A 21,514-nucleotide genomic window follows, 5' to 3' on the forward strand; every position below is an offset into this window, starting at 1 on the left:
CTGCACGTCGGCGGGCTGGGCGCGGGGCGTACGGACGGCGCCGGAAACCCGGTGCCCGGCAATCTCGCCGACGCGATGGAGCTGCTCGACCACCTGGTGGACCTCGGCGTGAACGCGGTCGAGCTGCTGCCGATGGCCGAGTTCGAGGGCTGGGCGTCCTGGGGCTACGGCACCTCGCACTACTTCGCCGTGGAGTTCAGCGGCGGCGGCCGGGACCAGCTCAAGCACTTCGTGCGGGCGTGCCACCAGCGGGGCATCGCGGTGATTCTCGACGTGGTCTACAACCACTACCACCACCACGCCGAGCGCGCGCAGTGGGCGTACGACTCCGACGCACACGCCCGCAACAGCTACTACTGGTACGAAGGGCTCGACACCGACTACGCCGACCCCACCGGCGGGTACGTGGACAACCTGTCCACCGGCTGGGCGCCGCGGCTGTGGGAGGAGCCGGTCCGGCAGATGCTCATCTCCAGCGCGGTGGCCCAGCTGGCGGAGTTTCACATCGACGGGTTCCGGGTGGACCAGACCACGTCGCTGCACGCGTACTCCACATTGCACGCCGACGGCCGCGGGCTGCCGCACGTGAACGCCTTCGGCGTCCGGTTCCTGCGCGAGCTGACCCGCACGCTGCGCCTGGTCCGGCCCGACGTCTTCCTCATCGCCGAGGACCACTCCGGCTGGCCGGCGGTCACCCAGCCGGGCCGGCTGGGCGGTCTCGGGTTCGACGTGACCTGGTACGCCGACTTCTACCACCACCTCAGCGGCGACACCGGTCGCGACAGCGGCTCGCCGAACCTGCTCACCACCGCCGCGCTCGGCGACAACCGCCCGCTCGCGATGGCCCGGTTCGGCCAGACGCTCCGCCGTACCGCCGACGCCGCGCTCGTCTACCACGAGTCGCACGACGAGGCCGGCAACTCCCGCCACTCCGGCGGCACCTCCGGCCGTACGCTCGCGATCGCGGTGGGCCGGGCGCCGCTGGTCGGCGAGACCCGCCGGTACGCCGAGGCGCGGGCCCGCTTCACCGCCGGTATGTCCCTGCTGTCCGCCGGGACGCCGATGTTCTTCATGGGCGAGGAGGTGGGCGCCGTGGAGGACTACCGCTACGACGACTTCGCCTGGCACCGTACCGACCTGGAAGCCGCCCGGCAGGACGGCGGCGCGAACCTGTTCGCCTTCTACCGCGGCCTCATCGGGCTGCGCCGGGCGGTGCGCGCGCTGCGTTCCCGCACCATCGACGTGGTGCACGCCGACGACGCCGCCCGGGTTTTGGCCTTCCACCGCACCGACGGCCCGGACGACACGCTCGTGATCGCCTCGCTCAACGACGCCCCGTTCACCGCCGGGTACCGGACGCCGGGCGTGCCGGACGGGCTCTGGCGCGAGGTCTTCAACAGCGACTCCATCCACTATGGAGGCTGGAACGACGGCAACGGCGGCGCCGACCTGCCCGCGACCGGTGGCACACTGACCGCGGTGCTGCCCCGCGCCGGCTTCGTCGTCCTGCGCAAGATGTGGTGAGGAGCCCCGCGGAAGGTGTGGTGAGGAAAACTTCGATCGATGTCTTGCGCGCCGGCGGCGCGTCCATCTAAGTTACCCCCGAGTAAGAAAATGTTTCATGTTTCATTCGGGAGGTCTTGGATGGACGGCGCCGAAGCTCGAGCCACGATCAGCCGGCGCCGCGCGCTGTCCATGGCCGGTGGTGTCCTGGCCGGGGTGGCGGTGGCGCAGACGGCCGCACCGGCCTTCGCGGCCGCCGCTTCGGACGACGCGGACGCGATCGTCGTCGGCGGCGGGCTGGCCGGCCTGGTGGCGACCGCGGAGCTGGCGGCGGCCGGGCGCCGGGTGATCCTGCTGGACCAGGAGCCGGAGTCCAACCTGGGCGGGCAGGCGTTCTGGTCGTTCGGCGGGCTGTTCTTCGTCGACTCCGACGAGCAGCGGCTGATGGGCATCAAGGACTCCCACGAGCTGGCCTGGCAGGACTGGCTCGGTACCGCCGGGTTCGACCGCGGCGTCGACGACCCGGCCGGGCAGGACTACTGGGCGTACCGGTGGGCCGAGGCGTACGTCGACTTCGCCGCCACCGAGAAGCGGTCCTGGCTCTACGGCCTGGGCGTGCGCTGGTTCCCGATCGTCGGCTGGGCCGAGCGCGGCGGCGGCCTGGCGGACGGGCACGGCAACTCCGTGCCCCGCTTCCACGTCACCTGGGGCACCGGACCGGCCGTGGTCGAGCCGTTCGTCAACAAGGTGCGGGCGGCCGCGAACGTCACGCTCAAGTTCCGGCACCGGGTCGACGAGATCGTGCGTACCGGCGGCGCCATCACCGGCGTGCGCGGCTCGGTGCTGGAGCCCAGCACCGCCGCCCGGGCAAGGCCACCTCCCGCACGGTGGTCGGCGACTTCGAGTTGCGCGCCCCGGTCGTGATCGTCACCTCCGGCGGCATCGGCGGCAACCACGACCTCGTCCGGCAGAACTGGCCGGCCCGGCTCGGCCCCGCACCCCGGTACATGGTCACCGGCGTGCCGGCCCATGTGGACGGCCGGATGCTCGCGATCACCCAGCAGGCCGGTGGACGCATCGTCAACCCCGACCGGATGTGGCACTACACCGAAGGGCTGCGCAACTACGACCCGATCTGGCCCGGCCACGGCATCCGGATCCTGCCCGGCCCGTCGTCGATGTGGTTCGACGCCACCGGCAAGCGCTTCGGCGCCCCCGACTTCCCCGGATACGACACCCTGCACACGCTCAAGTCGATCACCGCCTCCGGGTACGACTACTCCTGGTTCGTCACCACCAAGAAGATCATCGGCAAGGAGTTCGCGCTCTCCGGCTCCGAGCAGAACCCCGACCTCACCAACAAGAACATCTGGCTGCTGCTGTCCCGCATCTGGCAGACTCCCGAGCCGATCCAGCGGTTCGTGGACAAGGGCGCGGACTTCGTCAGCGCGACCACCCTGCCGGACCTGGTCACCGGCATGAACAGGCTGACCGGCGACAACCTCGTCGACCTGACCGACCTCCAGCGGCAGATCGAGGCCCGGGACCGGGAAATCGAGAACCCGTATAGCAAGGACGCCCAGGTCATGGGCATCCGCAACGCGCTGGCCTACCCGGGCGACACGCTCAGCCGTACCGCCGCGATCCACCGGATCCTGGACCCTGACGCCGGACCGCTGATCGCCGTACGCCTCAACATCCTGACCCGCAAGAGCCTCGGCGGCCTGCAAACCGACCTGTCCGGCCGCGTCCTGGACGCCACCGGACAAGCCGTCCCCGGCCTGTACGCCGCCGGTGAGGTCGCCGGCTTCGGCGGGGGAGGGGCGCACGGATACCGCTCCCTAGAGGGCACCTTCCTCGGTGGCTGCCTCTTCACCGGCCGCCAGACCGGACGAGCCGCGGCAGCCGCGACCGCCTAACCGACGTACCACTTCTGGGTCTCCGTGCCGGTGCAGTCGGAGATCATCAGCCAGATGCCGTTGCCCGGGTCGCCGTTGGTGACGTCGACGCACCTGCCCGCCCCGCGGCTGATCAGGTTGCCGGCGCCGGTCAGGTCGAACTGTTGCCGGGCACCGGCCGTACAACCGGCGATCCGCAGGGTCGAGCCGTTGCCCGTACTCCTGATCTCCAGGCACTTGCCAAGGACCCGCAGGGTGCCGTCCGCGGCGTGGGTGAACTTCTCACCCGCGACGTCGTGGCAGTCCCACATCTGGATCTCGGCCGGGGTGTCCGCGGAGCTGCCCGGAACGTCGATGCACTTGCCGCTGCTCTCGTTGACGATGGGGCGGTCGGTGAACAGCGGCTGGGTCGGTGCGCTGGTCTTCGTGGGCCGTACCGACCTGCTCGGCGCGGCGCTCGCCCGGGCGGAGGATGGGGCGCTGCGGGTGGGTTTGACCGACGGCGACGCCGCCGTCGCGGACGGCGCCGGTCGGGTGTCGAGACTCCCACCGGGAGCCGCCGTGGGCTCCGGTGTCGCCGTGCCGCCGGGTACCACGTCGTCGCCCTTGTCGGCCAGGGCGGCGCTGATGAGCGGGCGACCGGCGAGGCCGCCGGCCAGCGCGAGCGCCGCGACGACGGCCGCGATCACCCAGCCGCGCCGCTTCCTCGGGGCGGCGGCGGGCGGCACCTCAACCGGTACCGTGTCCACGTCCCGCGGTGGCTCGAGGGTCGCCTGGCGCAGGAGGTGCTCGGCCTCCTCCGGGCCGATCCGCAGGGCCGGGTCCTTGCGCAACAGCCCTTCCAACGCCGGGCCCAGGGCGCCCGCGCGCCGCGGCGGCGCCGGCGGTTCGGTCGCGAGGGCGGCCAGCGTCGCCAGCCCCGACGACCGTACGTACGGCGGCCTTCCCTCCACGACGGCGTACAGCGTCGCGCCGAGCGACCACAGGTCGGCCGCCGGCCCGATCACGCCGTCGGTGGCCCGCTCCGGCGCCAGGAACGACGGGGAGCCGATGACGACCCCGGTCCGGGTCATGCCCGGGTCGTCGGGCGCGGTGGCCAGCCCGAAGTCGGTCAGGACCACCCGGCCGTCGTTGGCGAGCAGCACGTTGGCCGGCTTCACGTCCCGGTGCAGCAGCCCGGCCTGGTGAGCGGCGCGCAGCGCGGCCAACACGGCCAGGCCGATCCGCGCCGCCTGCGCCGGTGCCATCGGGCCGTGCTCGGCCACCACCGCGTGCAACGAGCGGGACACGACGAGTTCCATGACGATCCACGGCTCGCCGCCGTCGTGCAACACGTCGAAGATCCGTACCACATTGGACTGGTTGAGCTGGGCGATCGCCCGCGCCTCCCGCATGGACCGTTCGCGCATGTCCCGCCGCTCGGCGTCGGTCAGGCCGGGCGGCGGCACCAGCTCCTTGATCGCGACATCCCGGCGCAACATCTCGTCGCGGGCCAGCCAGACTCGCCCCATTCCGCCCTGACCGAGCGGGTGGACAAGCCGGTACCGGCCGGCGATCAAGCGTGGAGGCATGTCAGACACGGAGTGGACCGTACCCTGCGCCGCCCGTACGCGATCATCACGTGCCGGACGACGACCGCCGCTCGGCGGGGCCCGGCCTGGTCGACTGGATCTTATGTTGCTTGATGGCGCGCACGGTGGTGTCGAACGCCTCCGTGGTCCGCTCGACGGTGCGCTGCGCGATCAGGATGTAGACCAGGTCGAGGACGACCAGCTGGGAGTGCTTCGCCGAGAGCGCCTCCGGCCGGTACGTCGTCTCGCCCGCGGTCGTGGTCAGCACAAGATCGGCGATGTCGGCGATCGGCGAACGGGGAAAGCTGGTCAGCGCGATCGTCGTGGCACCCTGGTTGCGGGCCTCGGTCAGCACGTCGACCGCCTCGGCGGTGCGCCCGCTGTGCGAGATGGCCATCACGACGTCGTCCGGCGTGAGCAAAGCGGCGCTGGTCAGCGCGCTGTGTACGTCGCAGCGGGCCCACGTCGGGATGCCGATCCGCTCCATCCGCAGCTGCATCTCCGACGCCGACAGCCAGCTCCCGCCGACGCCGAATATGTCGAAGCGGCGGGCGCCCGCGATCCGCTCGGCGGCCCGCTGGGCGATGTCCAGATCGATCTGCGCGGCGGTCTCCTGGATGGTCCGGGAGTCCGCGCCCGCGATGACCTGCAGCACCAGGTGCGCCGGGTCGTCCGGCCGGATCTCCCGGCCGAGGTTCAGCTCCCAGCGGGCCTGCTCGGCCCGCCCGGTCTCCGCCGCGATGGCGATGCGCAGTGCCCGGTAGTCGTCGTAGCCGACCGTACGGCAGAAGCGGGTCACGGTGGCCGGGGCGACGCGGGCCCGGTCGGCCAGGTCCACCAGCGACAGCGTGGTCATCTCCGGTGGGCTGGCCAACACCTGCTCCGCCACCCGGGCCAGGGCGTCCGGGAGGTTGGGGAGCATGCTTCTGAGCCGGTTGAGCACCGGAGTGACGTCGGATAGCTGCGTAGACACTCCCACTAGCCTCTCATCAAGGGATGACTCCATCATCCGTGGTACCCGGCTCCCCGGTAGAGATCCAACACGCCGTCCAGTTCGACGGCGAGCACCGTCGCGTACTCGTCGACCTCGGCCGGGGCGTCGATGTACAGCACGCCGGGCACGTCGTCGCCGAACCCGCCGACCACCCGGTGCCCCAACGCGGCCCCGGTGCCCAGGACGGACACGCCGCGGACCTTCGTCCGGAGCCCCTTGACCGCGACGTACTCGATGGGTCTGTCCAGACAGACCAGGAAGAGCGTGCGGCCGTCCTTCGACAGCATGGACGGGCCGTAGTGGTGGCCGAGCGGCAGCCCTCGGCCCGTGCCGTAGACGGCTTCCCGGTTGCGCTCGATCCAGGCCCCCAGGGCGTGCAGGCGCTCGACGTGCTCGGGCTGGAAGGTGCCGTCCTCGCGCGGGCCGATGCCGAGCAACAGGTTGCCGCCGCCGCCGAGCGTCTCGGCGAAGATGCGCACGAGTTGCCGGGTGGATTTGAAATTCCGGTCGGCGGGTTGGTGGCCCCAGGAGTCGTTGACCGTCAGGCACAGCTCCCACGGCCCGTCCGGCGGGACGATCGGCAGGCCCTGCTCCGGCGTCTCGTAGTCGCTGTGGTCCAGCAACCGTGACACGATCATGTTCGGCGCCTCGGCGAGGATCGAATCGCGCAACTCGCGCATCCGCCATTGGGACTCGTCGCGCTCCCATGCGCCGTCGAACCACATCAGGTCCGGCCGGTACCCGAGCAGCTCCCCGACCTGAGCCCGGTGGAACCGCAGGAACCGCTCCCACCGTGCCGGATCCTCCGCGCCTTCGGCGCAGAGCCCGAACCGGCTCTCCACCCACGGCCTGACCAGAGTGGACGGTCGCTGCGTCGGGTAGTCCGGATGCGACCAGTCCAGGTGCGAGAAGTAGAAGCCCACCTTCAGGTCGTGCCGCCGCATGCCGGCGACGTACTCGCCGAGCAGGTCGCGGGCGGCCGGCGTGCGCTTGGCGACCGACAGGTCGCCGGCCTGGGTGTCCCACAGCGCCATGCCGTCGTGGTGCTTGGCGGTCAGCACCGAGTACCGCGCCCGGAGCGCCGGAAGAGGCGGGCCCACGCGTCCGGGTCGAAGCGCCGCGCGGTGAACCCCGCCGCCTGCGCCATGTAGTCCGCATAGGACACGTCGCCGAAGTAGAACGACCACGACTCGGCCACGCCCCGGACGGCGTAGATCCCCCAGTGCAGGAAGATGCCCAATTTCGCGTCGGTGAACCAGGGCTGCATGGTCACTTGACGGCCCCGCGGTCAGGCCGGCCTGGACGTGCCGGTAGAAAATCAGATAGACGATGAGGACGGGCATGATCGCGATGGTCAGCCCGGCGAAGAGTGCGCTCCAGTCACTGCGGTAGCCCTGGTTGACGGCCAGCGCGGCGAGCCCTTGCGCCAGGACATACCGTTCCGGCTGCTGGTTGAGCACCAGCGGGAGCAGGTACTGGTTCCACAGCCCGAGGAAGTTGAAGATTCCGATGCTGACCAGTCCTGGTTTCGCCATCGGCAGCATGACCCGGAAAAACACGCCGTAGTGCGAGCATCCGTCGACGATGGCGGCTTCGGCGACGGCCCACGGCAGGTTGCGGAAGAAGCCCCGCAGGAAGAACACCGTGAACGGCAGGGCGTACGCGGTGTAGACAAGAATCAATCCGGGGTACGTATTGAGCAGCCCGAGCTGCTTGACGACGAAGAAGAGCGGCACCAGGGCGAGGAAGACGGGGAAGGTCATGCCCGCCACGAAGAGGTAGTAGACGAGCCGGTTGCCGCGAAAGCGGTAGCAGGCCAGCACGTACGCGGTCATCGAGCCCAGCAGCATGACCAGCAGCACCGAGCCGCCCACCACGATCAGGCTGTTGAGGAAGTACGTGCCGATCTGCGCCTGACCCCAGGCTCGGGCGTAGTTCCCGAACTGGGGATCGGTGGGCACGCTCCACGGGCTGGTGAAGATCTGGCTGTCGGTCTTCAGCGAGCTGACCACCGCCCACAGCAGCGGCACGGTGACGACCAGCGCCCACAGCACCAGAAAGACGTGCACGCCGGTCCGCTTCACAGCTCGATCCGTTCGCGTCGCGACACCCGGAAAGTGAGCAGGGCGAGTGTCATCGTCAGGAAGAACAGGGTCACTCCCATCGCGGTGGCGTAGCTGAACCGCCCGTACGAGAAGGCATTGCGCCACAGGCTCAACGCCAGCACCTCGGTGGCGCCGTCCGGCCCGCCGGGGCCCACCGTCATGATCTGGATCAGCGCGAAACCGTCGAGCGCCGCCACCCCCAGGTAGACGAGGGCCACCTGGACGCTGTCCCAGACCAGCGGCAGCGTCACCCGCCAGAACGTGGCGACCTGGCCCGCCCCGTCCAGCGCCGCCGCCTCCAGCACATCGGACGGCACCGACTGCATCGCCGCGCTGAAGAGCACGACGTAGAAGCCGAGCGAGCTCCAGATCATCACCACGATCACGGCGGGCAGCGCCGTGGCCGGGTCCGCGAGCCACGACCGCTCCAAACCATCCAGACCAACCGCATCGAGTACGCCGTTGAGCAGCCCGTTGTTCGGTGTGTACACGAACTGCCACAACACCCCGACGATGGAGACGGACAGCAGCAGCGGAAAGAACGTGACCACCTTGTAGAAGTTGGCCCCGCCGGCGTGGGCGAACCCGCCGCTGCGCCGCTTGCCGCCGAAGTTGAGCAGGGCCGCGATAAACAGCCCGAGCGCCACGGTCAGCGCCGGTACCACCGCCAGCAGGATGCCGTTGTTGCGCAACGCCCGCCAGAACAGTTCGTCGTCGAACAGGCGGGCGAAATTGTCCAGGCCGACGAAGTTCGCCTGGGCGGAGAAGCCCCGCCAGTCGGTGAGCGAGAGGTAGAAAGCCTGTGCGTACGGCGAGAGCACGAACACGCCGTACAGCGTCAGCGGCAGCACGAGCATGGAGGCGATGAAACGGCGCCGACCGTGGTGCATGCGTACGGACCCTAGCGCTTGAACTTGGTGATGGAGCTGTCGCCGGCGGTCTTGTCCGCGGCCTTCTGGACGCGGTCGGCCCACGCGGCGGGGGTGATGCTCTTGGTCATGAGCGCGCCGTTGGCGTCGCCGATCGCCTTGCCCAGCTCGGCGTACCAGTCGCCCAGCTTGAAGAAGAACACGTTGTCGCCGGCGGCGGAAAGCGCCTCGCGCGCGGAGGCGAGGCCGGGCGTCAGCGTGACGTTCTTGGCCACCCCCTTGATGACCGGGAGGGAGCCGGTCAGCTCGGCGAACTTGTTTCCCGCCTCCAGGGACAGCATGATGCGCAGGAACTCCAGTCCACCTTGGACGTTCTTGCCCTGGGCCGGGACGATGAACGACTCGCTGGAGCCCGCGTACAGCGCCTGGTGCGGGAGTTTGTCCGAAGTGGACAGGGACGGGGTGGCGCCGACCGTGGTCTCGAAACCGGTGGGGATGATGCCCTTCATCTCGTTCTCGACCCAGCTGCCACAGGGGATGAACGCCACCTTGCCCTGTGCCCAGGCGGTCTGCGCCTCGGTGTGGGTCAGGCCCTCGGTGCCGGACAGCAGGTAGCCCTTGTCCGCGATCTGGTAGAGCGCCTCCGCGGCCGCGAGCACGGCGGGCTGCTTCCAGGCGTTCGGCTCCAGGTTGTCGATGGCCTTGACGGCGTCCAGGCCGCCCGCCTTGCCGATCAGCGTGACGATCTGCTCGGTCCAGTAGCCGGGGTACTTGCCCTGGTACGTCCACGGCGCGACGCCGGCCTTCTTGATCTCCCCGCAGAGGGTGAGCATCGCGTCCCAGGTCGTCGGGTACGTCCAGCCGCGGTCGGCGAACAGTTTCTTGTTGTAGTAGAAGCCGAACACGGTGGAGACGTAGTTGAGCTGGTAGACGGCGCCGTTGACGGTGTTGGACTCGATGACGCCGGCGGTGATCGTGTCGCGCACCTTCACCTTGGGGTCGTCGATGGAGGGGGCGTCGAGCAGCTCGGTGAGGTCCTTCACCTGCTTGCCGGAGATCAGCGTCGCCATGTCCAGGCGGCTGTCGCCGGCGTTGTCGATGACGTCGGGCGCGTCGCCGGCGACGAGGCGCGGTTGCATGGTCTGGGCGATCGTCTGGATGCCCTGGTGCTTGACCTCCGCCTTGGGAAACCGCTTCTGGTAGAGGGACTCGTTGAACTTGGCGTAGTCGTCGCCGTACCCGCCCTTGAAGATGACGACCTCGAGCGCCTTGTCCGGCAGCACGCCGAGCGGGTTGGTCTCGTCGGCGGCGCCCTTCGCCGACTCCGCATCGTCGTCGGACCCGCTGGTGACGCAGCCGCCCAGCAGCCAGGTGGTGCCGCCCATCGCGGCCAGGGAAACACCGCCGTGCAGCAGCTTCCGGCGGTTCAACGAGCTAGACACATTATCTCCTTGGCTAGGAAGTGTCGTAGAAATTACAACCATCACATGTGCGGGTCAATACTTTATGCACCTCGCCGGATGCGCCCCGCGTACCGGGCCTCCAGCCGCTGGTTGTGCTCGTCGCCCTCGGGGATGTTGGCGGAAAGGTAGACGGCCGGGGTCTGGCCGGCTTCCAGCAGCAACCGGACCACCTCGGCGACCGTCATCTGGGCGAGCAGGGCCGAGGTGATCGTGGAGACCGCCCCGAACGCGCCGCCGCCGGGCAGGTGCATGACCGAGTCGCCACGCGGTGCGCCGTTGTCCAGCACCACGTCGGCCAGGTCGCTCAGCTTCAACCCGGACGGATGGCGCGACGGCACCGCGGCGCTGTGCCGCAGCGACGTCAGCGCGATCACGTCGTGTCCCTGCTCCTTCGCGATCCGGGCAAGCTCCACCACGCAGCCGTTGACGCCGGAGCTGGAGATCACCACGAAGATGTCCGGCGGGGCCACCTTCGCCAGCTCGAAGATCCGGTGCGCGATGGCCGGGTCGCGCTCCAGCCCCGGATTGTCCAGGATGCTCGGCGGCTCCCCGCCGAAGATCACCAGATCGCGCAGGGTCAGCCGGTTGGTCGGCACCAGGCCCCCGGCGCGTCCGGCGATCTCCATCGCGATCGCCTCCGAGTGGCCGGAGCCGAATGCCTGGATGACACCGTCGTTGCGGAGCGCGGTCGCGATGCGTCCGGCGGCGTCTCGAACGTTGTCGCGCTGGCTGACGGGCACCTCCCGGACGAAATCGGAGATCACGTCGGCGTACCCGGAACCGCTGATCGGCATACAGACTCCTGCCCGGTGCTGTCGTAGGATGTTTCACCATCGTGCGTTGGTAGGCAAAATTACTACACATCACCGGCGGGGCGGGAGACATGGTTCTGGTTCTCGGCATCGACGCGGGCGGGACCTCGACCCGGGCCGTCCTGGCCACGGTCGACGGCGAGCGCGTCGGCACCGGGGGAGCCGGTGGCGGCAACCCGATCGCCCACGGCGCGCCGGCCGCCGCGGCGCAGATCCGTACGGCGGTGCGGCAGGCGCTCGGCGACGCCGACCCCGCCACGGTCGCCGGCGGCGTGCTCGGCCTCGCGGGCCGCGGGGCGCTGGCCGACCCGGCGAACGCGGCGCTCTTCGCCCGGATGTGGGCCGACCTGGGGCTCGGCAGGGCGCCCCGGCCGGAGGCCGACCCGCTGGTCGCCTACTGCTCCGCGACACCGGCGCCGGCGGGCAGCGTCCTGCTGTCCGGGACCGGGGCGGCGGCCCTGCGGATCGAGGGTCTGCGGGTGACCCGGGTCGCCGACGGCCACGGATGGCTGCTGGGCGACGAGGGCTCGGCGTTCTGGCTGGGCCGCGCGGCCGCCAAGGTCGCCGTCCGGCAGATCCTCGCCGGGGAGGCGGGCCCGCTCGCCCGCCTCGTGATCGATCGGCTGGCCGGGCCCGGTGCCCCGGCGACGCAGGACACCGCCGACGCGATCTCCACGGCCGTCCAGGGCGCCCCCGTGCGGACGCTTGCCCCGCTGGCACCCCTGGTCAGCGTGGCCGCCGGGGCCGGGGATCCGGTCGCGGCGTCCATCGTGGACGAGGCGGCGGACCGCCTGGTCGCCACCGCCGCCAAGGTCCGCGACCCCGACGACCGCGGGCCGATCGTGCTGGCCGGGGAGTGCTGACCGCGGTGGGTCCGCTGCGGGCGCGGGTCGAGCACCGGTGCGCGACACGATGGGCCGCCCCGGTGCGCGTGGCCACCGACGGCGCGGCCGGTGCGGCCTGGCTCGCCGCGTGTGAGTTCGCCGCCCTGACCGGCCCGCGTGCTTCTGCGGTACACCGCCGGCTGATTGGCGGCTAGCCATGATCGTATCGATGGATCTATTGACTTCATGTCGAGCGAATCGTAATTTCGCCCTACCGTCGGGGAAGGTGATACTTCTTCGCACTAGGTCAGAGGGGAGACAACCACGTGCAAAGCCCACGCCCCTGGGCCGCCGCAGCCCTCACCATGATCGTTGTCGGGGGGAGCCTGTGGCCCGGCTCGCCCGCGTCCGCCGCGGGCACCGACCGCTACGTCGACTGCTCCGCCACCACCAACGGCACCGGCACGCAGACCTCGCCGTGGAACGCGCTCAGCACCGTCTCGGCCCAGACGTTCGCCCCCGGCGACCGCGTCCTCTTCAAGCGCGGGACCACCTGCAACGGCCGGGTGACGCTGCACGGCTCCGGGACGGCGGGCAGCCCGATCGTGGCGGACGCCTACGGCACCGGAGCCCTGCCGAGGCTCGTGGGCGACGGCACCTGGTCGACCATCACCGTCTACAACGAGGAGTACTGGGAGTTCCACCGTCTCGAGATCACCAACTCCGGGACCCCGATCACCGAGTCGGACCCCGCGCTCATCCCCGAGTCCAACCGGCGGCGCGGAATCTACATCGAGCTGCACGACTACGGCGTCGGCGACCACTACCAGTTCACCAACCTGTACATCCACGACGTCAACGGCCCGCGCGGCTACGACAACACCACCACAGGCGGCATCTTCCTGCACGTCACGGGGACCAGCACGCCCACCCGCTTCAACGACATCCTGGTCGCGGACAACACGTTCGAGCGGACCGACTACTTCGCGGTCACGCACTGGACCACCTGGCGGCATCGGACGGAACTGCCGGGCAACACCTCCGGTAGCCCCTACGCCACCGGCACCTGGCAGCCGGCGACGAACTTCGTCATCCGCAACAACAGCCTCGCCGACCTCGGCGCGGACGGCATCCACACCCACCATTCGGTCGGCGCCATCATGGAACACAACGTCGTGAATGGACACACCACCCGCGACGTCAACCGGTGTCACGTGCCCATCTACAACTGGAACGCGGACGACGCGCTGATCCAGTTCAACGAGGTGTACGGGGGGATGGGCACCTGCGACTCGACCGCCTTCGACTTCGACGGCGGCAACATCCGCGCCACCTTGCAGTACAACTACTCGCACAACAACAAGGGCGGCTTCCTGACCATCTGCGAGGCCGGCACGTCGCGGGACAACGTCGTCCGCTACAACATCAGCCAGAACGACGGGGACGAGCTCTTCTCCCTGGTCTGCGGCACCGAGGACAACACGCAGATCTACAACAACACCTTCTACCTGAGGAACCCGGCGTACACGCCCGTACGGATCGTCAACAACACCAACTCCTCCGGGGCCGGTCACGCCAAGTTCTACAACAACATCTTCTACGTCGACCCGACGCTGACCACCAGCCAGGTCACCTACTCCGGCGCCACCGGCCTGACCTGGAACGCCAACACCTTCTACGGCCTGCACCCGTCCGGCGAGCCGACCGGCACCAACAAGTCGACCGCCAACCCCAACTTCACCAGCCCCGGCACCGGGCCCAACGGGTACCAGCTCACCGCCGGGTCGCCGGCACTCCAGTCCGGCATCGTGGTCGCGGGCAACGGCGGCCGGGACTACTGGGGCAACGCGGTGCCCACCAGTTGCGCGCCGGACCGCGGCGCCCACCAGTACACGACCACGCCGACGAACTGCAACCTGGCCGTGCTCAAGACCGCCACGCAGTCCAGCACGCACGTCAGCGGCGCGAGCGCCAGCCGCGCGGTGGACGGCAACACCAACGGCGCGTGGACGGGCGGGTCCGTCACGCACACCTCCGACAGCCCGCTCGACACCAACCCCTGGTGGCAGGTCGACCTCGGCGCGTCCCGGTCGGTCAGCACCATCAAGCTGTCGAACCGCACCGACTGCTGCGCGGACCGGCTCCGGCTGTTCTACGTCTTCACCTCCAACAGCGCGTTCACCTCCACCAACCCCACCACCACGGCGGGTCAGGCCGGGGTCTGGAACTTCTACCAGGCCGCGGCGGTCGGCACCTCGCAGACCATCACCGTCAACCAGTCCGCCCGGTACATCCGGGTGCAACTGGTCGGCAGCGACCGGCCCCTCTCGCTTGCCGAAGTCGAAGTGTTCGGTTCCTGATGCGTCTCCGCCTCACCCGGACCAGAGCGGCCATGATCATCGTGGCCGCTCTGGTCCCGCTGCTGCTGGCCGCCATCCTGTACGGCACGCGGGAGGACCCGCCGCAGCCCGCCCAGGTCGCCGAGCCGGGCCAGACCACGTTGCTCGGGTTCATCGCCATCTCGGCGACCGGCGCCGACCCCTCCCAGCTCCAGGTCACGACGCTCAAGAGCATGGCCGACCAGTACGGCCCCGCCGGCCTGCGTGTGGTCATCGTGGACACCTCGTCGGCGGACCCCGACACGCTGACCAACTACCCGTACGACCGCCACCTGGTCGGCGTCACCCTCGTCGGCGACGCGGACGCGGCCATCGCCCGGCGGTACGGCGTCCAGGCCGCACCCACCACCGTCCTGATAGGACCGGACGGCGCGGTCGTCCACCGCTGGGACGGACTCGCGCTGAGCCAGGACCTGGCCCTCGTCATCCAGCAGCGCCCAGGCATGGGCTGAGCGCCGTTGACCGCGGCGGGTACCGTCCATCGTCCTGGGATGGCGTTCGCCTGGCGCCTGTGCTACCTGCCCCACCGGGACTGGCCACCGCGCCCCGACGAACGTTGACAGATCGGGGGCCGAGCCGGACAGGAATAGTCGTGACCGCTGCCCATCCACGCGAGGACGACCGGCAGGAGCGCTTCCGGCGCCTGGCCGCGCTGGTGCACGAGCCGCTACAGCGGTACGCGCTGCGCCGGGTCGAGCCGGCCGACGTCGACGACATCGTCGCGGAGACGCTGCTGGTGCTCTGGCGCCGGCTCGACGAGGTGCCCGCCGATGCGGAGCTGCCATGGTGCTACAACGTCGCGCGGAACTGCGTGGCGAACCTCCGGCGATCCGAGACCCGCCGGGGACGGCTGATCCGGCGGCTGGCCGGCGAGGCGCCCGCCGCCGCCGGCCTCGACGGCGCGCGGCTGGAGCTGGGACCGGACCTGCATGGCGCGCTGGCGTCGCTGCGCGTCAAGGACCGCGAGGTGGTCCTGCTGTGGGCGTGGGAGGGGCTGGCGCCCCGGGAGATCGCCATCGCCCTCGGGACGAGCGCCAACGCGGTGAGCCTGCGGTTGTCGAGGGCCAAGCGCCGGCTGAGGGCTTATCTGTCCCACGACGAGCCGGGACAGGATCCGACGGGTGCCGGACAGATAACCGGTGTGAGCGGGAAGGAGGCCCGATGAGCCTGATGAATGACGACGAGCTGAGGGCCACGCTGTCCCGCCACGACCCCGCGGCCGGCCGGCAGGTCGAGGCCGCGTCCAGTCCGCGAGCCCGAGCCCATTGGGAGCGAATCATGAGTACCCCTGTCGACCAGCGCGTCCCCGCCTCGCCGGCCACCGCCCCGGCCCGATTGCGCCGCCGGCTGGCGGTCGCGATCACGGCCGCCGTCCTCGCCGCGGCGGGCGTCGGGGCGGCGATCGCCGTCCGGTCCGGGGAGCCGGAACGGGCTCCCGAGGCCGCCCGCGAGCTGGCGCTGACGCTCCCGGACGGCGGGGCGGCCCAGTCCTGTGCGATGTTCGACGTCGCCCTGCTGGGGCAGATGCCGGTGGCGTTCCAGGGGACCGCCGTCGCGGTGGCGGACACCAGCGTGGTGCTGCGTGTCGACCGCTGGTTCCGCGGCGGTGAGGGCGGCGCCACCACGGTCCGCCTTTCCAGCCCTGGCTCGCAGGTGTCCGAGACCGTGGAGTTCACCCAGGGGCAGGCATACCTGGTCTCCGCGCAGGAGGGGCATGTCAACGTCTGCGGCTACACCGGGCCGCTGACCCCCGAGCTCCTCGGGTACTTCGAGAAGGCGTTCGGCACCCGCTGACGGCGCGGCCATCGGCCGCGTTGTTAGATTCGGGACGTGTTGAAGATCGGATTGACCGGTGCGGCCGACCCCGCTCTCGTGTCCGGCGACGTATTCGGCTCCATGCTGCGGGACGCCCTTGCCGTGGCGACCGGAGTGGGCCGGCGCCCGCTGGCCGGTGGTCGGCTGCCCCGCCCGGTCATCGAGATCGTCGAGCGCGACGACGGGCTGATCAACGGGGTGCTGGCAGGGCCTTACCTCGCCGACCCGGAGCACTGGCCCGCGCACGACCGCCGGGCACTGGAGCGGGTACGGGGTCGGGTCCTCGACATCGGCGTGGGCGCCGGACGGGTGGCGCTCGCCCTGCAGGACCGGGGCGTACCGGTGACCGGCCTGGACATCTCCGCGGGCGCGATCGAGGTGTGCCGGGCCCGCGGCGTGCGGGACCTGGTCCACGCCAGCGTCGAGGAGCATGCCACGACCGGGCACCGGTACGACACGTTCCTGCTCCTGGGCAACAACCTCGGCCTGCTGGAGGGGCACGAGCGGGCACCGGCGTTCCTGGCCGCGCTCGCCGGGATGGCCGCTCCCGGCGCGCAGATCGTCGCGCAGGGCACCGACCCGTACGGCACGACCGATCCGGTCCAGGTCGCCTACCACGAGCACAACCGGCGGCGCGGCCGGCTCGGTGGGCAGTTGCGCCTGCGGCTGCGCTACCGCGAGTTGGCCACCGACTGGTTCGACTACCTGGTCTGCTCGCTGGACGAGCTGGCGGAACTGATCGCCGGCACCGGCTGGCGGCTGACCGATGTGGACAACGCCGACGCCCCGTACTACCTGGTCACCCTCACCCAGGCGGCATAGGGTGGCCGGGTGAAGCCCGATCTCGGCGAACTGCGCAGCGTCGACGTCGATGGGCTGACGATGGCGTACCGGGTGGCCGGCGACCCGGCCGCTGCGCCGATGCTGCTGCTGCACGCGCTGGGCGAGGGCGAGCACGACTGGCATGGCGTACTGCCGGAACTGGCCCGGACCCACCGCGTGTACGCGCCGGACCTGCGGGGGCACGGCGCCAGCGGCTATCCCGAGCGGTACTCCTTCGAGCTGATGCGCGACGACGTGCTCGGCTTCCTCGACGCGGTCGGCATCGGGCAGACCGTCCTGATAGGACACTCGTTGGGCGGGATGGTCGCGGTGCTCCTGGCGCAGGCCGCGCCGCACCGGCTGACCCGGCTGGTCCTGGAGGACTGCCCGACGGCCAAGCCGGGCGCGCTGGACCGACCGCCGCTGGAGCCGCCGGACGAGCCGCTGCCGTTCGACTTCGGGGTCGTCAACCCCATCCGCTTCCAGCTCACCAACCCCGACCCGGCATGGTGGGAAGGCACCGCGGGCATCGCGGTCCCGACGCTTGTCATCGGCGGCGGCCCGGAGAGCCAGATCCCGCAGGAACTGCTGGCCGAACTGGCCGACCGCCTGCCGGACGCCACGTTCGTGACGATCAGGGCCGGCCACCACGTGCACCGCGAACGGCCGGCCGAATTCCTCGCCGCGGTGCGTGACTTCCTGAGTCGGTGATCAGGGCGCCGGTCGGGAGTGGGCGGGTTGGAACAGCTCGATCAGGTTGCCGGCGGGGTCGGCGAGCAGGATCTGGCGCCCGCCGGGCCCGGAGATCGGGTCGCTGCGGAACGACAGGCCCGCGCCGCGGAGCCGGTCGATCTCGGTGTCCAGGTCGTCGACGACCAGGTGGATGCGGTTGCGTCCCGGCGCGGTGGCGTCGTCGGGTGTGGCGCGGGCGCCGGAGCTGGCCGGTCCGGACAGCAGCAGCCGCAGTGGGCCGCGGAGCACGTCGGCGAAGGCGGGCGCGGCGCTGGTGTTCAGCTGGAAGCCGAGGTGCTTGGTGTAGAAGTCGACGGCGGCCTGAACGTCGTCGACGAGGTAGCGGACGCTGGCGTACTTGTCTGGCGTGGTCACAATGCGACCTCCTTTTCAGTTGGTGGCGAGGACCGGCAGCAGATGCCGGACGCGGGTGTCGATGTCCGCGGCGGTGCGGGTGAACGCCTCGTAGCCGGCCGCCGCAGGGTCGGGGATGCTCCAGTGCAGCCGGCGGGGATGGCTGTCGAACGCGGGACAGACCTCGCGGGCCCGGTCACACAGGGTGATCACGTAGTCGAAACGGTGGCCGGTGAGCGTGTCCATGTGCCGGGGGAGCTGAGCGGCGACGTCGATGCCGAACCGGTGTCGCAGCACCTGTACCGCGTGGGGATGCAGCCGCGGCTTCGGGTGGCTTCCGGCGCTGATCGCCGCCACGTGACCGCCGGTGTGCTGCCGTAACAGGGCTTCGGCGATCGGCGAGCGGGCGCTGTTACCCGTACACATGAAAAGCACCGCGAGTCCGTGCGGTCGGCGGGCGCCGACCGGCGCGGGGGTGTCCAGGCGCAGGGCCGGGTGCAGCGCGGCGCCGGCGCCGGCCAGCGCCTGGGCGCACCGGTCCAGGTCCAGGTGGTAGTAGCTGTCGCGGCCGTCGAAGCTGCTGCGGGCGGCGGTGACCAAGCCGCCGGCGCGCAGCAGCCGCAGGTGGTACGAGACCAGGTTTTGCGGCTGGCCGACCAGCTCCACCAGCTCGCGGACCCGCAGGTCGCTGTGGGCGAGCTCGGTCAGCAGCCGCCACCGCAACGGGTGTCCGGCCAGGCGCACGAACGCCGGGGCGTCCTGACTCGCCGAGCCCATGACCCCGACGATACATCAAATGGGTTTGATGCACTCGTCAGGGGTGGCGCGGGGCGACGAAGAGGCTCTGCACGGAGCGGCCGATCCGGCCGCTCTCGTCGTACAGCGCGGTGTCGGCGATCCCGATGCCGGCCCCGTCGATCGAGGTGGCGGCGCGCAGGCAGACCCACTCCCCGATCGGGTACCGGAGAAGGTGGACGGTCAGGTCCGGGTTGACGAAGAGGTACTGCTGGAAGTCGAGCACGTTGCTGACGCCGTTGCCGGAGTCGGCGGCGACGAGCACGCGGGTCAGCGGGCTGGGTTGCTCGCCGTCGACCAGCGGCACGCGCATGCGCATCCAGGCGGTGGCCGGTCCCGGCTCGACGAACGATCCCGCGGCGAACCGCACCTCCATCGCGGTGTGGTATCCGACCTGGTACGGCACGGGGAAGAACGGCTTCGCCTCGGCGTCCGCCAGCGGAGGCGGTGCGCTCGCGCCGATGGCGGGTGCGGCGTTCGCCGCCGTGCGGATGAGGAGGGCGGTGCACCGCATGTAGGGTTCGATGGCGGCTTCGACGACCATCGCGCGCCGGCCCTCGCGGACGACCGCGGCGGTGACGGTCAGCGGTGCGATCGGCACCGGGCGTGCGATGTCGAATGTCAGTCGGGCGACACGCATCGCCGGGCGAGCCTTCGCTTCGACAGCCCGGCCGAGCAGCGCGGCCGGCGGTCCGGCGTGCTGCGAGTCGGCGTCCCACGGGCCGCGGGTGTGTGCCGAAGACTCGAACCGGTCATCGGCTACTCGCGAGTAGAAGGCCACTCTGGAATCCTACGGACACATCCGCCATCGTGACCCAGCACACGTCTACCCGGGTCAGGCGGCCCTGTCAGCGGCGTCGATGTGATCCTGGACGCACGCGTCAACATCGCCCGCCGGCCACCGTGGACCTGGAGAGTCGAGTGACAAGTCAAGCCGCAGCACCGCCCAACAAGCTCGACGCCGCCGTGCTCAAGGTCGCCGGGGTGGTCGTACTCGGCGCCATCATGTCCATCCTCGACATCACCGTCGTGAGCGTCGCGCTGCCGACCTTCCAGACCGAGTTCGACGCGACGTACGCCGAGGTCGCGTGGACGATGACGGGCTACACCCTGGCCCTGGCCACGGTGATCCCGCTCAGCGGCTGGGCCGCCGACCGGTTCGGCACCAAGCGGCTCTACATGCTGGCCGTGCTGCTGTTCACGCTCGGCTCCGCGCTGTGCGCCACCGCCGACTCGATCGGCCAGCTCATCGCGTACCGGGTGCTGCAGGGCCTGGGCGGCGGCATGCTCATGCCGCTCGGCATGACGATCATGACGCGTGCGGCCGGGCCGGAGCGGATCGGCCGGCTGATGGCCGTCCTCGGCATCCCGATGCTGCTCGGTCCGATCGGCGGACCGATCCTCGGCGGCTGGCTGATCGACTCGGTGGGCTGGCACTGGATCTTCCTGATCAACGTGCCGGTCGGCGCGATCGCGCTCGTGTACGCCCACTTCGCGCTGCCGAAGGACGCCGCCGAGCCGTCCGAGTCGTTCGACTTCCTGGGCATGCTGATGCTGTCGCCGGGCCTCGCGCTGTTCCTCTATGGCGTGTCGTCCCTGCCGGAGACCGGCACGATCACCGCCACCAAAGTCTGGACCACGATGCTGGCCGGTGCCGTCCTGGTGGTCAGCTTCGTCCTGTACTCGTTCAAGCCCCGGCACCCGCTGCTGGACCTGCGGCTGTTCCGCAACCGCAACCTGACGATCGCGTCGGTCTCGCTCTTCGTGTTCATCATCGCGTTCATGGGCGCCGGCCTGCTGTTCCCGAGCTACTTCCTGCAGGTGCGCGGCGAGTCCACCCTCAACGCCGGCCTGCTGATGGCGCCGCAGGGCATCGGCGCGATGCTGACCATGCCGATCGCCGGCACCCTGGCCGACAAGATCCCGGTCGGCCGCACCGTGCCGTTCGCGATGGCGCTCATCGCCGCCGGGTTCTTCACCTTCACCCAGGTCGGCACCGACACCTCGTACGTGCTGCTGTGCGGCTCGCTGTTTGTGATGGGGCTGGGCATGGGCGGCACGATGATGCCGATCATGACGTCGGCCCTGCGCACGCTGGCCAGCCAGGACGTGGCGCGGGGGTCCACGCTGGTGAACATCCTCCAGCAGATCGGCGGCTCCGTCGGCGCCGCGACCATGTCGGTGATCCTCACCAGCCAGCTGAACGGCTCGGCCCCGATCCCGGGCATGACCGACCCGAACACCGGCGAGCCGGTCACCGAGGCGGGCGCGGCCATCGCCAACCAGCACGGCGCGCAGATTCCGCTGCCTCCGGGCGTCTTCCAGCGCGGCCTGGAGTTCGTCGCCGACTCCTTCGCCACGACGTTCCTGGTCGGCTTCGTGCTGGTGCTGGCGACGTTCATCCCGATCGCGTTCCTGCCGCGCAAGCGCCCGGCGCCGGAGCCGCTGGCGGACACGAGCGCCGAGGGTGCGGCCGTGCCGGCGCCCACAATGATCCACTAGAGACGTCTCGCGGTGAGGGTGAGAAAAATCAAAAGATGTTGAGCTGCCGCGACGCC

The 21,514-nt window shown here is 70.5% G+C and carries 19 protein-coding genes and 3 pseudogenes; 11 read left to right on the forward strand and 11 right to left on the reverse strand.

Features of this window, described 5'->3' with window-relative positions; translation table 11 throughout:
• Nucleotides 1–51 precede the first annotated feature (51 nt).
• On the forward strand, nt 52–1,524 hold the full coding sequence (locus Prum_RS36025; RefSeq protein WP_443094369.1) for an alpha-amylase family glycosyl hydrolase: 1,473 nt from the start codon (nt 52–54) through the stop codon (nt 1,522–1,524).
• Nucleotides 1,525–1,644: 120 nt separating this feature from the next.
• Nucleotides 1,645–3,422, forward strand: a pseudogene (locus Prum_RS36030) (FAD-binding dehydrogenase).
• On the opposite strand, the gene Prum_RS55830 reads toward Prum_RS36030, so the two are convergent.
• The 8 genes and pseudogenes from Prum_RS55830 to Prum_RS36065 form a co-directional block, all read right to left on the reverse strand.
• Nucleotides 3,419–4,090 (reverse strand): ricin-type beta-trefoil lectin domain protein, encoded by a 672-nt coding sequence (locus tag Prum_RS55830; protein ID WP_443094370.1) that lies wholly within the window; start codon nt 4,088–4,090, stop codon nt 3,419–3,421. The pseudogene Prum_RS36030 and the gene Prum_RS55830 overlap by 4 nt on opposite strands.
• Nucleotides 4,091–4,096: 6 nt before the next feature.
• Nucleotides 4,097–4,981: pseudogene (locus Prum_RS55835) on the reverse strand (serine/threonine-protein kinase); the annotation flags it as partial.
• 37 nt (nt 4,982–5,018) lie between these two features.
• Nucleotides 5,019–5,945, reverse strand: a complete 927-nt coding sequence (locus tag Prum_RS36040; RefSeq protein ID WP_246278674.1) for a MurR/RpiR family transcriptional regulator — start codon at nt 5,943–5,945, stop codon at nt 5,019–5,021.
• A gap of 32 nt (nt 5,946–5,977) precedes the next feature.
• Nucleotides 5,978–7,000 carry an alpha-L-fucosidase gene (locus tag Prum_RS36045; RefSeq protein ID WP_443094371.1) on the reverse strand — a complete coding sequence of 341 codons (1,023 nt, stop codon included), beginning with the start codon at nt 6,998–7,000 and terminating at the stop codon, nt 5,978–5,980.
• A 246-nt stretch (nt 7,001–7,246) separates the two neighbouring features.
• Nucleotides 7,247–8,050 (reverse strand): annotated as a pseudogene (locus Prum_RS55375) (carbohydrate ABC transporter permease); the annotation flags it as partial.
• Complete coding sequence (locus Prum_RS36055) at nt 8,047–8,961, reverse strand: carbohydrate ABC transporter permease (RefSeq protein WP_218577514.1); 915 nt, start codon at nt 8,959–8,961, stop codon at nt 8,047–8,049. The gene Prum_RS36055 and the pseudogene Prum_RS55375, both read right to left, overlap by 4 nt.
• A gap of 11 nt (nt 8,962–8,972) precedes the next feature.
• The gene (gene ngcE / locus Prum_RS36060) at nt 8,973–10,382 is read right to left on the reverse strand and encodes an N-acetylglucosamine/diacetylchitobiose ABC transporter substrate-binding protein (protein ID WP_246278321.1); all 1,410 of its coding nucleotides are present in this window, start codon (nt 10,380–10,382) and stop codon (nt 8,973–8,975) included.
• A gap of 62 nt (nt 10,383–10,444) precedes the next feature.
• Nucleotides 10,445–11,197 (reverse strand): sugar isomerase domain-containing protein, encoded by a 753-nt coding sequence (locus Prum_RS36065; protein ID WP_173080917.1) that lies wholly within the window; start codon nt 11,195–11,197, stop codon nt 10,445–10,447.
• A gap of 89 nt (nt 11,198–11,286) precedes the next feature.
• Here Prum_RS36065 and Prum_RS36070 point away from each other — a divergent pair, with 89 nt between their 5' ends.
• The 8 genes from Prum_RS36070 (at nt 11,287) to Prum_RS36105 (ending at nt 17,786) form a co-directional block, all read left to right on the forward strand.
• On the forward strand, nt 11,287–12,078 hold the full coding sequence (locus tag Prum_RS36070) for an N-acetylglucosamine kinase (RefSeq protein WP_173080919.1): 792 nt from the start codon (nt 11,287–11,289) through the stop codon (nt 12,076–12,078).
• Entirely contained in the window at nt 12,072–12,254 is a 183-nt protein-coding gene (locus Prum_RS36075) for a hypothetical protein (protein ID WP_173080921.1), read from the forward strand. Before Prum_RS36070 ends, Prum_RS36075 begins: the two co-directional genes overlap by 7 nt.
• A gap of 150 nt (nt 12,255–12,404) precedes the next feature.
• Nucleotides 12,405–14,399 (forward strand): galactose-binding domain-containing protein, encoded by a 1,995-nt coding sequence (locus tag Prum_RS50010; protein ID WP_218577515.1) that lies wholly within the window; start codon nt 12,405–12,407, stop codon nt 14,397–14,399.
• Complete coding sequence (locus tag Prum_RS36085) at nt 14,399–14,890, forward strand: peroxiredoxin family protein (RefSeq protein WP_173080923.1); 492 nt, start codon at nt 14,399–14,401, stop codon at nt 14,888–14,890. The genes Prum_RS50010 and Prum_RS36085 overlap by 1 nt, the downstream gene beginning before the upstream one ends.
• Before the next feature lie 140 nt (nt 14,891–15,030).
• Complete coding sequence (locus Prum_RS36090) at nt 15,031–15,603, forward strand: RNA polymerase sigma factor (RefSeq protein ID WP_218577516.1); 573 nt, start codon at nt 15,031–15,033, stop codon at nt 15,601–15,603.
• Nucleotides 15,600–16,232, forward strand: a complete 633-nt coding sequence (locus Prum_RS36095; protein ID WP_173080925.1) for a hypothetical protein — start codon at nt 15,600–15,602, stop codon at nt 16,230–16,232. Before Prum_RS36090 ends, Prum_RS36095 begins: the two co-directional genes overlap by 4 nt.
• Before the next feature lie 102 nt (nt 16,233–16,334).
• On the forward strand, nt 16,335–17,075 hold the full coding sequence (locus tag Prum_RS36100) for a class I SAM-dependent methyltransferase (protein WP_371871407.1): 741 nt from the start codon (nt 16,335–16,337) through the stop codon (nt 17,073–17,075).
• 60 nt (nt 17,076–17,135) lie between these two features.
• Nucleotides 17,136–17,786 (forward strand): alpha/beta fold hydrolase, encoded by a 651-nt coding sequence (locus tag Prum_RS36105; RefSeq protein WP_173084533.1) that lies wholly within the window; start codon nt 17,136–17,138, stop codon nt 17,784–17,786.
• Here the strand turns inward: Prum_RS36105 and Prum_RS36110 are convergent, their stop codons facing one another.
• Genes Prum_RS36110 through Prum_RS36120 form a run of 3 tightly spaced genes read right to left on the reverse strand, consistent with a single transcriptional unit; the run spans nt 17,787 to nt 19,737 of the window.
• Entirely contained in the window at nt 17,787–18,182 is a 396-nt protein-coding gene (locus tag Prum_RS36110; RefSeq protein ID WP_173080927.1) for a VOC family protein, read from the reverse strand. It lies immediately after the preceding gene.
• 15 nt (nt 18,183–18,197) lie between these two features.
• Complete coding sequence (locus Prum_RS36115) at nt 18,198–18,938, reverse strand: arsenate reductase/protein-tyrosine-phosphatase family protein (protein WP_173080929.1); 741 nt, start codon at nt 18,936–18,938, stop codon at nt 18,198–18,200.
• 37 nt (nt 18,939–18,975) lie between these two features.
• Nucleotides 18,976–19,737 carry a thioesterase family protein gene (locus Prum_RS36120; RefSeq protein WP_173080937.1) on the reverse strand — a complete coding sequence of 254 codons (762 nt, stop codon included), beginning with the start codon at nt 19,735–19,737 and terminating at the stop codon, nt 18,976–18,978.
• Nucleotides 19,738–19,877: 140 nt separating this feature from the next.
• Between Prum_RS36120 and Prum_RS36125 the strand changes: the two genes are divergently transcribed.
• The gene (locus tag Prum_RS36125; protein WP_173080939.1) at nt 19,878–21,458 is read left to right on the forward strand and encodes a DHA2 family efflux MFS transporter permease subunit; all 1,581 of its coding nucleotides are present in this window, start codon (nt 19,878–19,880) and stop codon (nt 21,456–21,458) included.
• Nucleotides 21,459–21,514 lie beyond the last annotated feature (56 nt).

It is taken from the genome of Phytohabitans rumicis (assembly GCF_011764445.1).
Taxonomy (GTDB): Bacteria; Actinomycetota; Actinomycetes; order Mycobacteriales; family Micromonosporaceae; genus Phytohabitans; species Phytohabitans rumicis.